The organism is Achromobacter seleniivolatilans (assembly GCF_030864005.1).
GTDB lineage: Bacteria > Pseudomonadota > Gammaproteobacteria > Burkholderiales > Burkholderiaceae_B > Achromobacter > Achromobacter seleniivolatilans.
Map to the genome: position 1 here is coordinate 3,334,188 of NZ_CP132976.1, position 18,146 is coordinate 3,352,333.

The following is an 18,146-nucleotide window of genomic DNA, read 5'->3' on the forward strand; positions in this document are numbered from 1 at the left end:
TTCCCCCATTGCATGATCCATCGCGAAAGGAAAGGAGTAGAGACATGAGCACGGCTCCCAAAAAGCAAGAAGCCAAATCGGACGCCAAGCCGGAAGAGAAAGCCGGTTTCAAACCCAAGAAATCCGTAGCCCTGTCGGGCGTGGTCGCGGGCAACACCGCGCTGTGCACCGTCGGCCGCAGCGGCAATGACCTGCACTACCGCGGCTACGACATCCTGGACATCGCCCACACCAGCGAGTTCGAGGAAATCGCTCACCTGCTGGTTCATGGCAAGCTGCCCAACAAAGCCGAACTGAAGGCCTACAAGGAAAAGCTGCGCAGCCTGCGCGGCCTGCCCGCCCAGTTGCAAGTGGCGCTGGAAGCCCTGCCCGCTGCCAGCCATCCGATGGACGTGATGCGCACCGCCGTGTCGGTGCTGGGCTGCGTACTGCCTGAGAAAGACGACCACAACACCCCGGGCGCACGCGACATCGCTGACCGCCTGATGGCCAACCTGGGCTCGGCGTTGCTGTACTGGTATCACTTCAGCCACAACGGCCGCGTGATCGACGTGCAAACGGACGACGACAGCATCGGCGGCCACTTCCTGCACCTGCTGCACGGCGAGAAGCCCAGCGAGGACTGGGTCAAGGCGATGCACATTTCGCTGAACCTGTACGCCGAGCATGAATTCAATGCGTCCACGTTCACGGCGCGCGTCATTGCCGGCACCGGCTCGGACATGTTCTCGTCCATCACCGGCGCCATCGGCGCGCTGCGCGGTCCCAAGCACGGCGGCGCCAACGAAGTGGCGTTCGACATTCAAAAGCGCTATGAAACGCCGGACGAAGCAGAAGCCGACATCCGCCGCCGCGTGGAAGCAAAGGAAGTCGTCATCGGTTTTGGCCACCCGGTCTATACCGTGTCCGACCCGCGCAACAAGGTCATCAAGGAAGTCGCCAAGAAGCTGTCCAAAAAGGCCGGCACCACCAAGATGTTCGATATTGCCGAACGCCTGGAAACCGTCATGTGGGACATCAAGAAAATGTTCCCCAACCTGGACTGGTTCTCGGCCGTCAGCTATCACATGATGGGTGTGCCGACCGCTATGTTCACGCCTTTGTTCGTCATCGCGCGCACCGCGGGCTGGTCGGCCCACATCATCGAGCAGCGCGTCGACAACAAGATCATCCGCCCCACCGCCAACTACGTGGGCCCGGAAGATCAAAAATTCGTCCCGCTCGACAAGCGCAAGTAAGGCAAGGACGAGTCCAACGAGATCAAAGGCGCAGCATGGCCACCTGTATTCACTTTTCGAAGAGGTACCGCTATGTCTGCCCCGATCTCCAACGTGCGTCCCGATCCCGACCAGGTCCTGGCCGATATCGCCGACTACGTTCTGAACTATGAAATCAAGAGTAGCGTGGCGTATGACACCGCCCGCAACTGCCTAATCGATACGCTGGGCTGCGGCCTGGAAGCGCTGGAATATCCGGCGTGCAAAAAACTGCTGGGACCGGTCGTACCCGGCACCGTGGTGCCCAACGGCGCCAAAGTGCCGGGCACGTCGTTCCAGCTGGACCCGATCCAGGCTGCATTCAACATCGGCACGATCATCCGCTGGCTGGACTTCAATGACACCTGGCTGGCTGCCGAATGGGGCCATCCGTCCGACAATCTGGGCGGTATCCTGGCCACCGCCGATTGGCTGTCGCGCACCGCGGTCGCCGCAGGCAAACCGCCGCTGACCATGCGCGATGTGCTGACTGGCATGATCAAGGCCCACGAGATCCAGGGCTGCATCGCGCTGGAAAACTCCTTCAACAAGGTTGGCCTGGATCACGTTGTGCTGGTCAAGGTGGCGTCTACCGCTGTGGTGGCGCAGATGCTGGGCCTGAATCGCGACGAAGTCATCAATGCCGTATCGCTGGCTTGGGTCGATGGCCAAAGCCTGCGCACCTATCGCCACGCCCCCAATACGGGCAGCCGGAAAAGCTGGGCGGCGGGCGACGCAACCAGCCGTGCCGTACGCCTGGCGCTCATCGCCAAGACCGGCGAAATGGGCTATCCGTCGGTGCTCACCGCCAAGACCTGGGGTTTTTACGACGTGCTCTTCAAAGGGCAGCCGTTCAAGTTCCAGCGTCCCTATGGCAGCTACGTGATGGAAAACGTGTTGTTCAAGATCTCGTTCCCGGCCGAATTCCATTCGCAGACCGCGGTGGAGTGCGCCATGGAAATCCATGACCAACTGCGCGCCGCCGGCAAGAGCGTCGACGACATCCAGAGCATCACCATCCGCACGCACGAGGCTTGCATCCGCATCATCGACAAGAAGGGTCCGCTGAACAATCCGGCCGACCGAGATCACTGCATCCAGTACATGGTGGCAGTGCCCGTGTTGTTTGGCCGGCTGACGGCAGCCGACTACGAAGACGATATTGCCCGCGACCCGCGCATCGATGCGCTGCGCGACAAGATCGTGTGCGTGGAAGACCCCGCCTACACCCGCGACTATCACGACCCGGACAAGCGTTCGATCGCCAATGCGCTTACCGTGACGTTCAAAGACGGCTCCCGCTTCGACGAGATCGTCTGCGAATATCCCATCGGCCACAAGCGCCGCCGCACCGACGGCATCCCGTTACTGGAAGCCAAGTTCCGCACCAACCTGGCGCGCATGTTCCCGGCCAAACAGCAGCAGCGCATCCTGGACGTGTCGCTGGATCAAACGGTGCTGGAGTCCATGCCGGTTCACGAGTATGTAGATCTGTACGTCATTTAAAGAACAGGGGCGTGTTTGATTTGAAGACGGCCCGATATTCGGGCCGGATCACGCCTGCTGCCGGCCTTACAATGCGGCTTTCCTCCGACGGATCGCGCCATGGGCATGCTTTGGGTCAAGACCTTTCATATCGTCTTTATTGCTTCCTGGTTCGCCGGACTGTTCTATCTGCCGCGCATTTTCGTGAATCTGGCGCAGCAGTCTGACGCCTCTGTCCAAGCCACGCTGCTGGGCATGGCCCACCGGCTCTATCGGTTCACCACCATTCTTGCCGTCGTGGCCATCGTGTTCGGCATGTGGCTGTACCTGGGTTATCGCATCGGCGTCGGGCCCGGTAATGGCTGGATGCACGCCAAACTCTTTTTCGTCCTGCTCGTCATCGGCTACCATCACGCCTGTGGCTTGATGCTGCGTAAATTCGAACAGGGTAAAAACACCCGTTCACACAAGTTCTATCGCTGGTTCAACGAAGTTCCCGTCTTGCTGCTCTTGGTGGTGGTGGCGCTGGTCGTCGTCAAACCCTTCTGATTCCCCCTACCTCTCTGCACATTCGCCTGGATTCGTATGTCCTCTGATGAACAAGACCGTCCGCGCAAGACGCTGACGATCAAAAAAACGGCGCGTGACGCCCACGCCGAAGAAGCACCCAAGCGCACGCGCACCGGCGCCCGCGCCCGTCTGGTCGCTCAAATCGAGCGCACCAAAGACAACGTCGAACGACAGAAAGACCCCGAGGGCTACCAGCGCCGTCAGGAAGAAGAAGCGCGCTACTCGCGCAAACCCGCCGCTGGCGCCCGGGGCCAGTCCGAACGCGGACAATATGATCGTGGCGCTCCCAGCCGCGGACAGTCTGATCGTGGTGCTCCCAGCCGAGGCCAGTCTGATCGCGCTTCGTACAGCCGTGATGGTTCCGGCGGACGCAGCAGCTCCGAACGAGGCCCGGCTGGACGCGGTTCCTCCGACCGAGCGCCATCGGCCCGCAGCGGTTCCTCCGACCGCGCCCCATCGGCCCGCAGCCGTTCCGACGATTCGCGCCGCGACACGGGTTCAAGCTCGCGCCCGCCGCGCCCGCAGCAACGCGCTCCGCGTCTGGACGCCCAGTACATCGCGCCGGCCACGCCGGCCGGACGTTTTTACGATCCGTTTGAAGACGACGGCCCCGCCCCCGAATTCACGGCAGAGCCGCAACACGCGCAGGAAGCGCAGCCGGCCCAGGCGCCCGAATTCGCAGGCGAACGCGACTATTCCCGCGAACGCACTCCGTCCGCCGACACCCGCAACCGCCGCCCGCGTGAAACGCGCCAGGCGGAAGTGTTCACCATCTTCGCCCCCTGCCCCCAAGGGCTGGAAGAGGCGCTGACGGCCGAAATGCAGGCCCTGGGCTATGAAGATGCCAAGGCCGGCCGCGCCGGCTGCTCCTTCACCGCCGATTGGGCCGGTGTGCAACGGGCGAATCTGTATTCGCGCCTGGCCACCCGCATCCTGGTGCAGGTCGCGCATGCCGAGATTTCGCACGAAGACGACATCCTGGAGCTGGCCCGCGACACGCCCTGGGAGCGCTGGTTTGGCGCCGAACAGACGCTGCGCGTAGACACCTCGGCCATCAAGAGCCCGGTGCAAAGCTTGCAATACTGCAATCTGCGCGCCAAGGACGGCATTTGCGACCGCCTGCGCGAACTGGAAGGCGAACGCCCCAGCATTGATACGGTGCGCCCGGATGCCCGCGTGCACCTGTTCCTGACGGGCCACACCGCCACGCTGTATCTGGACACATCGGGCGAGTCGTTGTTCAAGCGCGGCTGGCGCCTGGACAAGGGCGAAGCCCCGCTGCGTGAAAACCTGGCAGCCGGCATGCTGGCGCTGGCAGGCTGGGACCCCGCAGCTCCCCTGTTGGACCCGTTCTGCGGCTCGGGCACCATTCTGATCGAGGCGGCCTGGATCGCCTTGGGCGTGCCCCCGGGCATCTCGCGCCCGTTTGGGTTCGAGCGCCTGCGTGATCACGATGCCTACCGCTGGCGTGACCTGAAGGAAGACGCACGCTCACGCATTCTGCCGCAGCTGGACGCCCCGCTTGTGGGTTACGACCTAGATCCGCAAGCGATTGAATTCGCCCAGAACAACGCTGAACGCGCCTGGCTGACCGCGGATTCGATCCGCTTTGAAGTGGGTGATGCGCGCCAAATCACGGCGCCCGCCGACCATGGCTGGATCGTCACGAACCCGCCCTACGGCGAACGCATGCTGACCGAGCAGGACGCCGACCTCTGGCGTGACTGGGCCACTTGCCTGAAGCACAATTTTGCTGGCTGGCAATTGCACGTCATTACCAGCGATCTGACGCTGCCCAACCAGATGCGCTTGAAACCCAAGCGCCGCGTGCCGCTGTTCAACGGCGCGCTGGACTGCCGCCTGTTCGGTTTCGAGCTGGTCGCCGCTGGCTATCGCGACGCCTGATCGCAGGACACGCGGGCGGCTCTCGCTGCCCGCGCACAGGCGCTTGCAACGCAAATTCATCACGTTGTAAAAGCGCCGCAACATGGCTGCCGTATCTTTGCTTATGGTGCCCCGCCGCTCGGTTTTGGGGCATTATCAGCACCATGGTGTTGCCAAGTTGCACCAGGTTGCACCTCCCGCTTGCACAGGTCCAGGGTAAACCCTATAATTCGGGTTATCCCTAGTAGCAAACAACTGTGTAAGCCCGTGGAGGCTATCGTGATCAACCCGAACAACACCATCCGCCTGACCGACGAACTCGAGCGCCAACTGATGCTCCAGGCAATTGAAGAACAATTCCGTCCGCACCCGATGCGGGCGTTGGCCGCCGGCCTGCGTAAGCTGGCCCACGGCATCAAGGCCCTGACCGGCAAGACGAGCGCCAAGAACGCGCACTCAGCTGCCTAAAGTCAGGCTTGAACCTTAAGCGCTAAGGTTCGAAAGATTTTCCCCTTGGGGGCTGCATAGCCCCTTTTATAGACCCGCCCTTACCGGCGGGTTTTTTTTCGCCCCGGCTTATCCCAGCGCAAGCCGGGGCATTCCCCGTCCTTTTCTGCGCGTCCCCTCTCTGGCGCCCAGGGCTTTCTTTGTCGGATAATGCCCGCCATGACCGAATCCCTTGCCCTCGACCAGACTCCAAATCGGCTACGCCGGTTTGCCTGCATGATGTATGAAGCCGTGCTGCTGTTTGGCGTGGTGTTCCTGGCGGGGTATTTGCTGGATACGTTGACCCAGAGCAAAAACGCGCTGGAACTGCGGCCGGCCCGGCAGGCTTGGCTGTTTGTGGCGATTGGCGCGTATTTCGTGCTGTGCTGGCGCCGCCGGGGGCAGACGCTGCCCATGAAAACCTGGAATATCCGGCTGGTCGACCGCGATGGCAATACGCCGTCCACGCCTCGCCTGATCTTGCGCTACGTCTTGGTATGGCCGCTGGTGCTGGCCGGGGCGGCAGTGGTGTGGGCAGGCGCCAAGCTGACTGGCTGGCCATCGGTGGACATGTTTATCGTCGCTGCCCCGTTCACGATCTTCATCTGGTCCTGGATTGATGCCGACGGCCAGTTCCTGCATGACCGCATTCTGGGTACTCGGCTGAGGAACGCGCCGCAGCGCCAGAAGGTCCGGCCAGCGCCCGCGCAGCCCTGAACCAGGGAACGCCTGCGGCGCATAAGAATTAAATACACATCAATAATTACAATTAGTATTTCTTTCGGGTTAAACCTAGTAACTTTTCAGAAAATTGTAAGGCGCCCCCAAAGACAATAAGGCCCCATTTAACAGTCGCCTGGAGCCCTTTCGTGCGCGCTTTCGTTTCTCGCTTATTGCTGGCCGCCGCCTCCGGCCTGTTCATCCTCCTGCCCGCCGGCGCGTCCGCGCAAAATGCGTCCGCCCAGCAGGAAATCGAATCCGCCATGAAGGCGGCGTTCGCTGCCGCGCAGCAAGGCCCGGCCGACGTAAAGCTGGGCGATCAAGCTGTCGTACGCCTGCCGCAGTCCATGTTCTTCGTGCCGCGCTTTCAGGCCGACCGGCTGATGCAAGCCTATGGAAATGGCAAGGACCCTTCCCTCTTGGGCGTAATCATGCCCAAAAGCGACGAGGAAGACTGGGTCATCACCGTCAATTTCGACAAGGCGGGTTACATCAAGGATGACGACGCCAAAAACTGGAATGTCAGCGAACTTCTGGACAGTCTGAAAGAAGGCACCGAACACTCCAACGAAGAGCGCAAAAAGCGCGGGTTCGCTGAGTTGGTCATAGATGGCTGGGTGGAAACGCCCAAGTACGACAGCAATACGCAGCGTCTGGTCTGGTCGGTAGCGGCCAAACACAAAGGCGCCGGCGCTGACGAAAACCCCACCGTCAACTACAACACCTATGCGCTGGGCCGCGACGGCTACATCACGTTGGACCTGATCACCGAGCAAAGCCTTGTGCCCAAGGACAAGACCAACGTGCTGACGCTGCTGGACAACCTGAACTACGTAGAAGGCAAACGTTACTCAGATTTTGATTCATCGACGGACAAGGTCGCCGAATACGGTCTGGCCGCCCTGGTCGCTGGCGTAGCAGCCAAGAAACTGGGCCTGTTGGCTGTCATTGCCGCCTTCCTGGCCAAGTTTGCAAAGGTGGGATTCCTGGCCGCAGCCGCGCTGGGCGGCGGAATCTGGAAGATCTTCCGCCGTAAAAAGGCTGATCCGCAGTAAATCCAGACGCACTGCAGGGGCGGCGTGACATCACGCCACGCCGCCGTCACAACAGCGTCACGGTTTCTTCACACGCCCGTCATGGCCGAATGATTTCATTCTGAGGCATGACGACAGCCCACATGGAAGCGACCGTGAACGAGATCCGCCCCGCGCACTGGCGTGCACTCTGGATTTCCGACATACACCTGGGCACAGCCGGGTGCAAAGCGGAATTCCTGCTCGATTTCCTGGATCACAACGATTCGGACACCCTTTACCTGGTGGGCGACATTGTGGACGGCTGGCAATTGCGCAAGCATTGGCACTGGCCGCGGGCGCATAACGACGTCATCCAGCGCATCTTGCGCAAGGCGCGCAACGGCACGCGAGTCGTGTTCATCCCCGGCAATCACGACGAGTTTGCACGTGAATTTGCAGGCTACGCCTTCGGCGATATCGAAATCCTGGACGAAGATGTGCACGTCACCGCCAAGGGTCTGCGGTTGCTCGTGCTGCATGGCGACCAGTTTGACGGTGTGATCCAGCACAGCCGCTGGCTGGCGCACCTGGGAGACGGGCTGTATCAGCTGGCGTTGTGGACCAACCACCATTTCAACCGGCTGCGCCACCGGCTGGGCCTGCATTACTGGTCGCTGTCGCAATATTTGAAGCACAAGGTCAAGAATGCGGTGTCCTTCATTACGGACTTTGAAGAAGCCTTAGCGGGCGAGGCCCGGCGCCGTGGTCTGGATGGCGTTGTCTGCGGCCACATCCACAAAGCCGAAATGCGCGACGTGAACGGCATTCTGTACTGCAACGACGGCGATTGGGTTGAGAGTCTTTCCGCCCTGGCCGAAACTCACGACGGCGACCTTCAATTGCTGGACTGGGCCGCCATTCAAGCCGAACGCCAGCCGGAACCCAGCCCCCGCCCGCCCCGTTCACTGTCTTTGCCCGCCCTGCCCTCCGCATTGCGCCGCCAAAGCAAACACCCGTGATAACCCGTATGCGTCCCCGTTACGCAACGGGGATATTGCAGTTCACGGCCCTCTAGGTCATGCTTGCATCTGAGGCAACGGGCGTACTGCCCCGTTCACGCTGCTGCAACATGCTTACAACATAGGGCCATGAACGACCAATATCAGGCGCTCTACCAATCATTCCGCTGGCTGGTTCCCACCCAGTTCAACATCGCGGAAGCGTGCTGCCACCGCTGGGCATCCAGTAGTCCGGATGCGCGGCGCATTGCCATCTACTACGAAGATGAGTCCGGCAACCGCGAGGTCTGGACCTACGCCCGACTGGCGGAAGCCGTCAATCAACTGGCCAACGGCCTGGTGAAAATGGGTGTGGGCCGCGGCGATCGGGTCGGTGTGGTTTTAGGGCAACGCCCGGAAACCGTCGTCGCCCATATGGCCATCTACACCGTCGGTGCGGTTGTGCTGCCGTTGTCTGCCTTGTTCGGGCCAGAGGCACTGGAAAGCCGCCTGCGCGACTCGGAAACGCGGGTGGCGATTGTGGACCACGCGTCCAGCGCCAACTTGCTGGCGGTCAGCGACAAATGCCCCAACCTGCAACAGATCATCGGCATTGGATTCGCAGACGAGCGCGTGCTGCCCTGGCGCAGCCTGTTGGCTCGTCAGCCCAGCGAATTCAAGGCCATCCCGACCCGTTCGTCGGACCCCGCCATCCTGCTCTATACGTCTGGCACCACCGGCGCGCCCAAGGGCGCGTTGCTGCCGCACAGCGTGCTGATCGGCAACCTGCCGGGCTTTGTTGCCTCGCAAGACTGGTTCCCCAAGCCTGCCGACGTATTCTGGTCACCGGCCGACTGGGCCTGGACGGGCGGCATGATGGATGCGCTGCTGCCCACCCTGTACTTCGGGCACCCCATCGTCGGCACGCGTGGGCGCTTTTCCGTCGAACGCGCATTCGAGCTGCTTGAGCGTTACCAGGTCACAAACACATTCTTGTTTCCCACCGCGTTGAAGATGATGATGAAGGCGGTGCCGGAGCCCCGTAATCGTTATCAGCTGGCGCTGCGGTCAATCATGAGCGCCGGCGAAAGCGTGGGCGACACCGTCTTCGAATGGTGCCAATCGGCGCTGGGCGTGACCCCTAACGAGATGTTCGGCCAGACCGAAATGAACTATGTGGTGGGCAACAGCCAAAAGCGCTGGCCCGCAAAAGCCGGCAGCATGGGCCGGCCCTATCCCGGCCACCAGGTTGCCGTGCTGGACGATGCCGGCAAACCCGTCGCCGCCGGAGAAACCGGCGAGATCGCCGTCAACCGGCTGGACATCCATGGTTTTCCCGATCCGGTCATGTTCCTGGGCTATTGGCGCAACGAAGCCGCCACCCAAGCCAAGTTCAAGGGCGACTGGTGCCTGAGCGGCGACCTGGCCACATTGGATGCGGACGGCTACCTCTGGTACGCGGGCCGCGCCGACGATGTGTTCAAGTCCGCCGGATACCGCATCGGCCCCGGAGAGATTGAAAGCTGCCTGATCGGGCACCCTGCCGTGGCCAATGCGGCGGTCGTACCGAAGCCGGACGCCGAGCGCGGCGCGCTGGTCAAGGCGTATGTCGTCCTGACTCCGGAATTCGTCCATCGCGATCGCGCAGACGTAATCGAGAATCTCCAGGAACATGTGCGCGAGCGGCTGGCGCCCTATGAGTACCCCAAGGAGATCGAGTTCGTCGACGAGTTACCCATGACGACGACCGGTAAAATCCAGCGCCGTATCCTGCGCCTGCGCGAAGAGGAACGCGCGCGGATGCCCGCGCCGGTGCTTGCTACGCCTTCGGCTGCGCCCCATTCGGCCGCAGAACCCCTGGCGGCAGCACCTGCGATGGCAACACCTGTGGTTGCAGCTCCCGTAGCGGCCCCGGCCCCTTCCGTTGCACAGCCAGCCGGGCAGCCGTTGACGACGCCGGCACCAGCCGCGCCGTTAGCCGCCACTGCCCCCGCAACGCCCGCGGACGTTGAACCGGCCCCTAGCGGCCATGAGAAGCAATCGGAGACCTAGGCAATGCCCATTTATCAGCTGGACGACCTGATTCCGCGTATCGACCCCGCGGCCTATGTCGCGGACAGTGCCGACATCATCGGCAACGTCACGCTCGAATCCGGCGTCAGCATCTGGTCCCATGTGTCGATCCGGGGTGACAACGACGCCATCCTGATCCGCCACGGCACCAATATTCAGGAATCCAGCGTGCTGCATGTGGACTCGGGCTGTCCCATGACCATCGGCCCCAACGTAACGATCGGCCATCAGGCCATGTTGCACGGCTGTACCATCCATGAAGGCGCTCTGGTGGGCATGCAGGCCATCGTCCTGAACAATGCCGTTATTGGCCGCAACTGCCTGATTGGCGCGGGCGCGATCATTCCCGAAGACCGCATCATTCCCGACAATTCCCTGGTTATCGGCATAGGCAAGATCGTCCGCGAACTCTCGGACGAGGAAATCGCCAATCTGCACAAGAACACCGCCCATTACGTGGCGCGGGGCCAACACTACAAGACGGCGCTGAAACGGCTTGCCTGAACACCCCCGGGAAGCGCCCAACCCCTGCTGCCAGCAGGGGGAATCGGGCTTCTGATCGGCTAACATTCCGCTATGACCGATCAGCTAAAAAAATACCTCACCGAAGACCGCAGTGTCCGCATCCAGGCCGTGCGCCTGGAGACGACCTGGAAGGCCGTCCAGGCCAATCACGACTATCCGCCCGCCATCACCCATTTGCTGGGTGAGCTCGTAGCGGCGTCCACCCTGCTTGCCGCCAACATCAAGTTTGAAGGCTCGCTGGTGCTCCAGATTCAGGGCGACGGCCCTATCGCCCTGCTGGTGGTGGAATGCCGCTCAGACCTGAGCCTGCGCGCCACCGTCAAGGTGCGCGAAGGCCACGAAGTGCCCACCGACGGCAATATGCAAAGCCTGCTGAACCCGGGCGGCAATGGCCGTTTTATCGTCGTACTGGATCCGCAGCGCAAACTGCCCGGCCAGCAGGCGTACCAGGGCATTGTCCCGCTGGAAGGCGACACGGTGGCCGAGGCCTTGCAGCACTACATGAAGGCCTCTGAACAGCTGGATACCCGCCTGTGGCTCGCCGCCGACGCGGATCGTGCCGTGGGCATGCTGATCCAGCGCCTGCCGTTCCACGGCGGCTCGGACGCGCCGTTGCTCACGGAACAGGCCGCCACCGAAACCTGGGACCGCACGAATGCGCTGGCCAGCACGCTCAAACGCGACGAGCTGCTGGACACCGATGTCGACACCCTCATCCACCGCCTGTTCTGGGAAGACACCCTGATGGGCTTCGATCCTGTGTCGGTGCGCTGGCATTGCCCTTGCACCCGCGACCGCGTTGCCAGCATGCTGCGTTCGCTGGGCGAGACAGAGGTCGACAGCATTCTGGCCGAACGCGGCCAGGTAGATGTTGCCTGCGATTTCTGCGGCAAGCCCTACACGTTTGATTCCGTTGACTGCGCTGCGCTGTTCACGCCGAATCAGCCGCCGCCTGACGACGCGCCCCCGACCGTACACTGATCCCCTTGCGTCCCCCAACAAGAAGGGACGCTTTCATCACTTCGGATTGTCCGTATCGACAGGCGGTCATGCCCGCGCCACACTGCGCAGCCATGACCGCCTTTTTCTTTGCCTATTCCCGGCAGCGGGGCGCCGCTGCCATCGAGTTCTCCGTCGCGGCCGCCATGCTGCTATTGCTGGGCCTGCTGGCAACAGAGGCCGCCCGCTGGCAGGCGGTGCGCCAGTTGGCGCATCTGGCGCTGATGGAGGCCGGCCGGGCCGGCGCCACCGCGTACGGCAATCCCATCCGTATACGCGAGGCATTTTTGCAGGGGTTGCTACCGCTGCATGCTGGTGCGCAGGGCATCAATGGAGCCCGCCAGCGCCTGAACAACTCGCAAGAGGCATTGGCCGATTTGACCGGCCTGCATCCGTGGCGGATTGAAGTACTGCAGCCCGATGAACGCGCCTTTCGCGAACATACCCGTCCCGGATTAAGCGTGGCCGTAGCGCCTGGCTTGCGCGTGATCGACAACGATTACCAAGATCTGCAACACGCGCGGCGGCCTGCAGATCCTGACGGCCGCCGCATCTTTGACGCCAACACGCTGAAACTTCGGTTGACCTATATGCACAAACCTTTGCTGCCGCCGCTGCGGGCCTTGCTGGCGCTGCTGGGCCGGCACGATGCCAGCTACGGGGGCCGAGCGATGGCCTCGGGTTTGCTACCCATTCAGATAGAGCTGGAAACAGAGATGCATAGCCACCCCGCCGATTGGGCGCGCAAGACGCCACAGCCGGCTGGCATCGTTTATGGTGAATGCCGGAAGGTTCGGTGTGGGTAATGCTGCAAGAAGACAGCGGGGCGCAATGCGCCCGCCGATCAGCAACCCGGCTTAGTGCCGGGTCGTTGAGCCGCTCGCAGGGGTAGCGGGCTTGGGCGCTGCGGGTGCGGCCGCCCGGGTGGCCGGGGGCTTGGCGGCCGGGGCGCTTGCACGTGCTGGCGTTGCCGGCCGGGTTGCGGCGGCATCGGTAGCAAGCGTTGCGGCATTGGCGGGCGGTTGGGTATTTTGCGGCAAGATATGCACAAACACTTCACCGTCACGCATCATGCCCAGCTCGCCGCGCGCGCGTTCCTCAATGGCGCCAGAACCGCCTTCAAGGTCTCGCACTTCCGCTTCCAGAGCAGCATTGCGCGCGCGCAGGCCTTCGTTGGTCTCGCGCTGCTCGGCCACTTGGCGTTGCAAATCCCAGACCTTGAACCAGCCGCCCTTACCCAGCCACAGCGGGTATTGGATCAAGCCTACCAGCACGAACAGCACCAGGAACAACAGGCGCATACGCGGGAACCCTCAAAGCAGTCGTGGCTTGGAGGCGGCTGCGGCGTAACACGCTACAGCCGCGCATCTCATCAACGCAGGTTGTAGAAGGCTTCCAGGCCAGGATACGACGCCACTTCAGCCAACTCTTCTTCAATACGCAGGAGCTGGTTGTACTTGGCCATGCGATCCGAACGGGACAGCGAACCCGTCTTGATCTGCATCGCGTTGGTTGCCACGGCGATATCGGCAATGGTCGAGTCTTCGGTTTCGCCCGAACGGTGCGACACGACGGCGGTGTAGCCGGCGCGCTTGGCCATTTCAATAGCGGCGAAAGTTTCGGTCAACGTGCCGATCTGATTGATCTTGATCAGGATCGAGTTGGCGACGCCCTTTTGGATGCCTTCACGCAGGATCTTGGTGTTGGTAACGAACAGGTCGTCGCCCACCAGTTGAACCTTCTTGCCCAATTGGTCGGTCAGCAGCTTCCAGCCATCCCAGTCGTTTTCGGCCATGCCGTCTTCGATGGAGATGATCGGGTACTTGTCGCACCAGGTCGCCAGCAGGTTGGTGAACTCTTGCGAAGACAGCGAGATGCCGCCTTCGCCAGCCAGCGTGTACTTGCCGTCGCGGTAGAACTCCGAGCTGGCGCAATCCAGACCCAGGGCGATTTGCGTGCCCGGCTCGTAGCCGGCTTCGGTGATGGCCTTCAGGATCAGCTGAATAGCGGCTTCATGGCTGGGCACGTTGGGCGCAAAACCGCCCTCGTCGCCAACGGCCGTGGACATGCCTTGGCCGTGGATCAGCTTTTTCAGCATGTGGAAGACTTCAGCGCCCCAACGCATGGCCTCGCGGAAGCTGCCAGCGCCAACCGGCAGAATCATCAGTTCTTGCAGGTCCAACGTGTTGTTGGCGTGTGCGCCGCCGTTGATGACGTTCATCATCGGCACGGGCATGCTCATGGGGCCGCTGCCACCGAAATAACGGTACAGGGACAGGCCCGATTCGTCTGCCGCAGCGCGCGCCACGGCCATGCTGGCTGCCAGGATCGCGTTGGCGCCCAGGCGTTCCTTGGATTCAGTGCCGTCCAGTTCGATCAAGGTGCGATCGACGAAGGTCTGTTCCTGGGCGTCCAGGCCCATCAGCGCTTCGGAAATTTCCGTATTCAGGTTTTCAACGGCGCGCAACACGCCCTTGCCCAAATAACGGTTCTTGTCGCCGTCGCGCAGCTCGATGGCTTCGCGGGCGCCAGTGGAGGCGCCGGACGGCACGGACGCGCGGCCCATGGCGCCGGATTCCAGCAGCACATCGCATTCCACGGTCGGGTTGCCGCGCGAATCGAGGATCTCGCGGCCGATGATATCGACAATTGCACTCATGACTTTACATTCCCTGAACGATAAACATATTCATGACGGCCGCGCCTTCACGGGCGTTGCGGGCACGGCGGTACTGCCAGGAGTCGTAGAACGCCTGGGCCGCCGTCATGGATGGAAATTCCATGATGACGGTGCGGCCAGGCTTACGGCCCTCAAGGTGCTTGGATTCGCCGCCGCGCACCAGGATCTTGGCATCGTACGCACGCATGGCTAGCGTGGACAGACGCTTGTAATCCTCGTATTGCGCAGGCTTGGTCACTGTGACGTCGGCGATGAGATAAGCACTCATGGGGTTCCTTCAGAGCAGTTGCGTTGGTTGGTATCGAATGCCAGATACATAGATCCAGATACGTCAACGCCGCCAGTGTCGCGCAAAGCGGCCTGGCGACGCATATCCGATGCTAATTGGTTGTATCCGAAAGAAGCGCCGCCGTATAGGGCGGCGCTAAGGCAACGGCCTGCGGCCCCGAGGATCCGATGACGGAGCTCGAGACCGCAGAAGCGCATTACGCGTCCTGACCGCGGCGAGACTTCTGCTCGATGGCGGCGCGGATATAGCTGGAGAACAACGGGTGGCCATCACGCGGCGTGGAAGTGAACTCCGGGTGGAACTGGACGCCCACAAACCACGGGTGGTCAGGCAATTCCATCATTTCCGGCAGGTTCTCGCTAGGCGTGCGGGCGCTGATCACCATGCCAGCCTCTTCCAGGCGCGGCACGTAGACGTTGTTGACCTCGTAGCGGTGACGGTGACGCTCGTTCACTTCGTCGCCATAGATGGTCTGCGCACGGGTGCCGGCCTTGATTGGCACACGTTGCGCGCCCTTGCGCATGGTGCCGCCCAGGTCGGACGAGTTGTCGCGCTTTTCGACCTTGCCTTCGCGGTCCATCCACTCGGTGATCAATGCCACCACGGGGTGCGGTGCCGACGGATCGAATTCCGTGCTGTTGGCGCCGCCCAGACCCGCGACGTGGCGCGCGAACTCGATGACAGCCAGTTGCATACCCAGGCAGATGCCCAGATACGGCACGCCGTTTTCACGGGCGTAGCGGATGGCGGCAATCTTGCCTTCGGTGCCACGCTTGCCAAAGCCGCCAGGCACCAGAATGGCGTCCAGGTGCTTCAACTGATCGGTGCCACGCGTTTCGATGTCTTCCGAGTCGATGTACTCGATGTTGATCTTCGAGCGCGTGTGGATGCCGGCGTGAACCAGCGCTTCGGTCAGCGACTTGTACGATTCGGTCAGATCGACGTACTTGCCGACCATGCCGATCGTCAGGTGATGCTGGGGATGTTCCAGGGCTTCGACCAGGTTGTCCCACATGGACAGATCGGCCGGCGGCGGGGTCAGGCCCAGCGCTTCGCAGACGATGTTGTCCACGCCTTGCTTGTGCAGCATGGCGGGAATCTTGTAGATCGAATCAGCGTCCCAGACGGAAATGACCGCGTCCAGAGGCACGTTGGAGAACATCGAGATCTTGGCGCGCTCGTCGTCCGGAATGGGACGGTCGGCACGGCACAGCAGCGCGTTCGGGTAGATGCCGATTTCGCGCAGCTTCTGCACGGAATGCTGCGTGGGCTTGGTCTTCAGTTCGCCAGCCGAGGCGATGAAGGGCACCAGCGTCAGGTGCACGAAGGCCGCGTTGTTGCGGCCCATGCGCAGGCTCATCTGACGTGCAGCTTCCAGGAACGGCAGGGACTCGATGTCACCCACGGTGCCGCCAATTTCAACGATGGCGACATCGGTGTTGCCATTCCAGCCGGCTTCGGCGCCACGGGCGATGAAGTCCTGGATTTCGTTCGTGATGTGCGGGATCACCTGGACAGTCTTGCCCAGGTAATCGCCACGGCGCTCTTTGCGCAGCACGGATTCGTAGATCTGGCCGGTGGTGAAGTTGTTCACCTTGTGCATGCGAGCGGAAATAAACCGCTCGTAGTGGCCAAGATCCAGATCGGTTTCGGCGCCGTCTTCCGTGACGAACACTTCACCATGCTGGAACGGGCTCATCGTGCCCGGATCAACGTTGATGTAGGGGTCGAGCTTCAGCATGGTTACCTGCAAACCACGCGACTCAAGAATGGCGGCGAGCGACGCAGCGGCGATGCCCTTGCCCAGGGAAGACACCACACCGCCGGTGACAAATACGTATTTGGTCATCGTTATGAGCACCCGGGACGAGCGGGCGCGTGCGGGAAATTTGGATTATAGCCGGGAGGCGAAGGTTATTTGGGTTTTCCCCTAGCGATGACGCGTAACATTTGGCAGCACTAGAAATGTGCGGACAGTTTGCCCGTAGCCGTGTCATCGGTTACCCCGTGATATGTTCGTTCCCTATTTTTACCTGCTGTTTTTTCTCAACATTTCCTGATTGCCGCTCCCAGCCGATGAACGATTCCGCGCGCTCCCCCTCCTCGCTTGCCTGGCGTCTGGCCTTGACCGCAGCGTTCTTGCATCTGGCCTATGGGGTGCTGATTCAAGGTTATGCGTTGACCGCAACGCCGTGGCTTGAGCAACTGCGCGACCGATATTTGTTACCCCAATTCCTGATGCCGATGGTCGTCAACATGATCTCGTCATCGCTCATTGCCGGGTTGACGGTTTGGATCGCCATGCACCGCTGGCTGGCGCGCCACAACACCGCCGCCGTGGACGAACCGCGCAAGCTGTACGGCACCTTCATCGCGCTGTTGCTGCTTTTCACTCTGGCTGCCTCGGCCGGTTCTGCCATCTTGCAGAACAAGATGATGGATTACGTCCTTAGCCACCGGATGAGCGTGAGCGCATGGCTAGGCGCCAGCGGTATACACCACATGCTGGCCCTGAGCCTGCTCCTCAAGGCGTTGAATATCGTGGTTGATATTCTTGGCGCGTGGGTGGTTGTGCGCATTGCCGCCTGGACGGTACAGCCCTCCGGACCTGCTGTCCGACCTGTCTACGTACAGCGCCACGCGGCGTGGATCGCAGGACTGACCGTACTGGCCTGGCAACTGAACGTTTCCATCGCGCTGGGCGGTTACCTGCAACTGCAAACGTTAAGTGCAGGCTGGCTGCAATACGTGCTGGGATATCTGGTTCTGCCCGCTGTAGTGCTGGCCTTGAGCGCCCTGGTCTGCCTGAAAATACTGCCACGTCAGATTGGCACAGCAGGAAGCGGCCGCGCGGTGGCGCACGGCACGATCACGTTCTGGGTCGCGCAGGCGCTGGGAATCGGTTTGGGCGTACTGGCCATTCGATCAATGACGTGGAGCCAATTGGGCCGCGCCGTCGAATCGAACATGGCAGCGGCCGTCACCCTGCTGATTTATGGCGCGCTGCTGGCGTTGGGCTGCGCGATTGGACGGTGGGCGTTGTACCGCAACCGGGTGGATGAATAGGCGAAAATTGGGTCAAGCGCGAGCGATTTTGTACGGAATATTGCGCGCCGCACGTATCCAGCGACGTGCTGGGGGCTTGCTTATCAAGCCCCCGCGCAC

General features: G+C 61.7%; 17 protein-coding genes. 13 read left to right on the forward strand and 4 right to left on the reverse strand.

Features of this window, described 5'->3' with window-relative positions; translation table 11 throughout:
* Nucleotides 1–44 precede the first annotated feature (44 nt).
* The 12 genes from prpC (at nt 45) to RAS12_RS15055 (ending at nt 12,818) form a co-directional block, all read left to right on the forward strand.
* Nucleotides 45–1,238: a bifunctional 2-methylcitrate synthase/citrate synthase gene (gene prpC / locus RAS12_RS15000; protein WP_306951253.1), complete on the forward strand. Its 1,194-nt coding sequence runs from the start codon at nt 45–47 to the stop codon at nt 1,236–1,238.
* Between the two features lie 72 nt (nt 1,239–1,310).
* On the forward strand, nt 1,311–2,762 hold the full coding sequence (locus RAS12_RS15005; protein WP_306951256.1) for a bifunctional 2-methylcitrate dehydratase/aconitate hydratase: 1,452 nt from the start codon (nt 1,311–1,313) through the stop codon (nt 2,760–2,762).
* 99 nt (nt 2,763–2,861) lie between these two features.
* The gene (locus RAS12_RS15010) at nt 2,862–3,290 is read left to right on the forward strand and encodes a CopD family protein (protein WP_306951258.1); all 429 of its coding nucleotides are present in this window, start codon (nt 2,862–2,864) and stop codon (nt 3,288–3,290) included.
* A 561-nt stretch (nt 3,291–3,851) separates the two neighbouring features.
* A complete protein-coding gene (locus RAS12_RS15015; RefSeq protein ID WP_306951461.1) occupies nt 3,852–5,216 on the forward strand; it encodes a THUMP domain-containing class I SAM-dependent RNA methyltransferase in 1,365 nt (454 codons plus the stop codon).
* Between the two features lie 258 nt (nt 5,217–5,474).
* Entirely contained in the window at nt 5,475–5,663 is a 189-nt protein-coding gene (locus RAS12_RS15020) for a hypothetical protein (protein WP_306935262.1), read from the forward strand.
* A 198-nt stretch (nt 5,664–5,861) separates the two neighbouring features.
* Nucleotides 5,862–6,398, forward strand: coding sequence for an RDD family protein (locus tag RAS12_RS15025; protein ID WP_306935264.1), 537 nt, complete (start codon nt 5,862–5,864; stop codon nt 6,396–6,398).
* A gap of 152 nt (nt 6,399–6,550) precedes the next feature.
* Complete coding sequence (locus RAS12_RS15030; protein WP_306935265.1) at nt 6,551–7,456, forward strand: DUF2167 domain-containing protein; 906 nt, start codon at nt 6,551–6,553, stop codon at nt 7,454–7,456.
* 107 nt (nt 7,457–7,563) lie between these two features.
* Nucleotides 7,564–8,436, forward strand: a complete 873-nt coding sequence (locus RAS12_RS15035; RefSeq protein ID WP_306935267.1) for a UDP-2,3-diacylglucosamine diphosphatase — start codon at nt 7,564–7,566, stop codon at nt 8,434–8,436.
* Between the two features lie 129 nt (nt 8,437–8,565).
* On the forward strand, nt 8,566–10,467 hold the full coding sequence (locus tag RAS12_RS15040; protein WP_371321200.1) for an acetate--CoA ligase: 1,902 nt from the start codon (nt 8,566–8,568) through the stop codon (nt 10,465–10,467).
* A 3-nt stretch (nt 10,468–10,470) separates the two neighbouring features.
* Nucleotides 10,471–10,992: a gamma carbonic anhydrase family protein gene (locus RAS12_RS15045; protein WP_306935269.1), complete on the forward strand. Its 522-nt coding sequence runs from the start codon at nt 10,471–10,473 to the stop codon at nt 10,990–10,992.
* 72 nt (nt 10,993–11,064) lie between these two features.
* Nucleotides 11,065–11,994 (forward strand): Hsp33 family molecular chaperone HslO, encoded by a 930-nt coding sequence (hslO, locus tag RAS12_RS15050; RefSeq protein ID WP_306935271.1) that lies wholly within the window; start codon nt 11,065–11,067, stop codon nt 11,992–11,994.
* A 92-nt stretch (nt 11,995–12,086) separates the two neighbouring features.
* On the forward strand, nt 12,087–12,818 hold the full coding sequence (locus RAS12_RS15055; protein WP_306935273.1) for a pilus assembly protein: 732 nt from the start codon (nt 12,087–12,089) through the stop codon (nt 12,816–12,818).
* Nucleotides 12,819–12,869: 51 nt separating this feature from the next.
* Here the strand turns inward: RAS12_RS15055 and ftsB are convergent, their stop codons facing one another.
* From ftsB to pyrG, 4 genes are all read right to left on the reverse strand, one after another.
* Complete coding sequence (gene ftsB / locus RAS12_RS15060) at nt 12,870–13,313, reverse strand: cell division protein FtsB (protein ID WP_306935274.1); 444 nt, start codon at nt 13,311–13,313, stop codon at nt 12,870–12,872.
* 71 nt (nt 13,314–13,384) lie between these two features.
* Entirely contained in the window at nt 13,385–14,671 is a 1,287-nt protein-coding gene (eno, locus tag RAS12_RS15065) for a phosphopyruvate hydratase (protein WP_306935276.1), read from the reverse strand.
* 4 nt (nt 14,672–14,675) lie between these two features.
* A complete protein-coding gene (locus RAS12_RS15070; RefSeq protein WP_306935278.1) occupies nt 14,676–14,960 on the reverse strand; it encodes a DUF1330 domain-containing protein in 285 nt (94 codons plus the stop codon).
* 217 nt (nt 14,961–15,177) lie between these two features.
* Nucleotides 15,178–16,830 (reverse strand): CTP synthase, encoded by a 1,653-nt coding sequence (pyrG, locus tag RAS12_RS15075; RefSeq protein ID WP_306935280.1) that lies wholly within the window; start codon nt 16,828–16,830, stop codon nt 15,178–15,180.
* A gap of 275 nt (nt 16,831–17,105) precedes the next feature.
* On the opposite strand from pyrG, the gene RAS12_RS15080 reads away from it, so the two are divergent.
* Nucleotides 17,106–18,047, forward strand: coding sequence for a hypothetical protein (locus RAS12_RS15080; protein ID WP_306935282.1), 942 nt, complete (start codon nt 17,106–17,108; stop codon nt 18,045–18,047).
* Nucleotides 18,048–18,146: the final 99 nt, after the last annotated feature.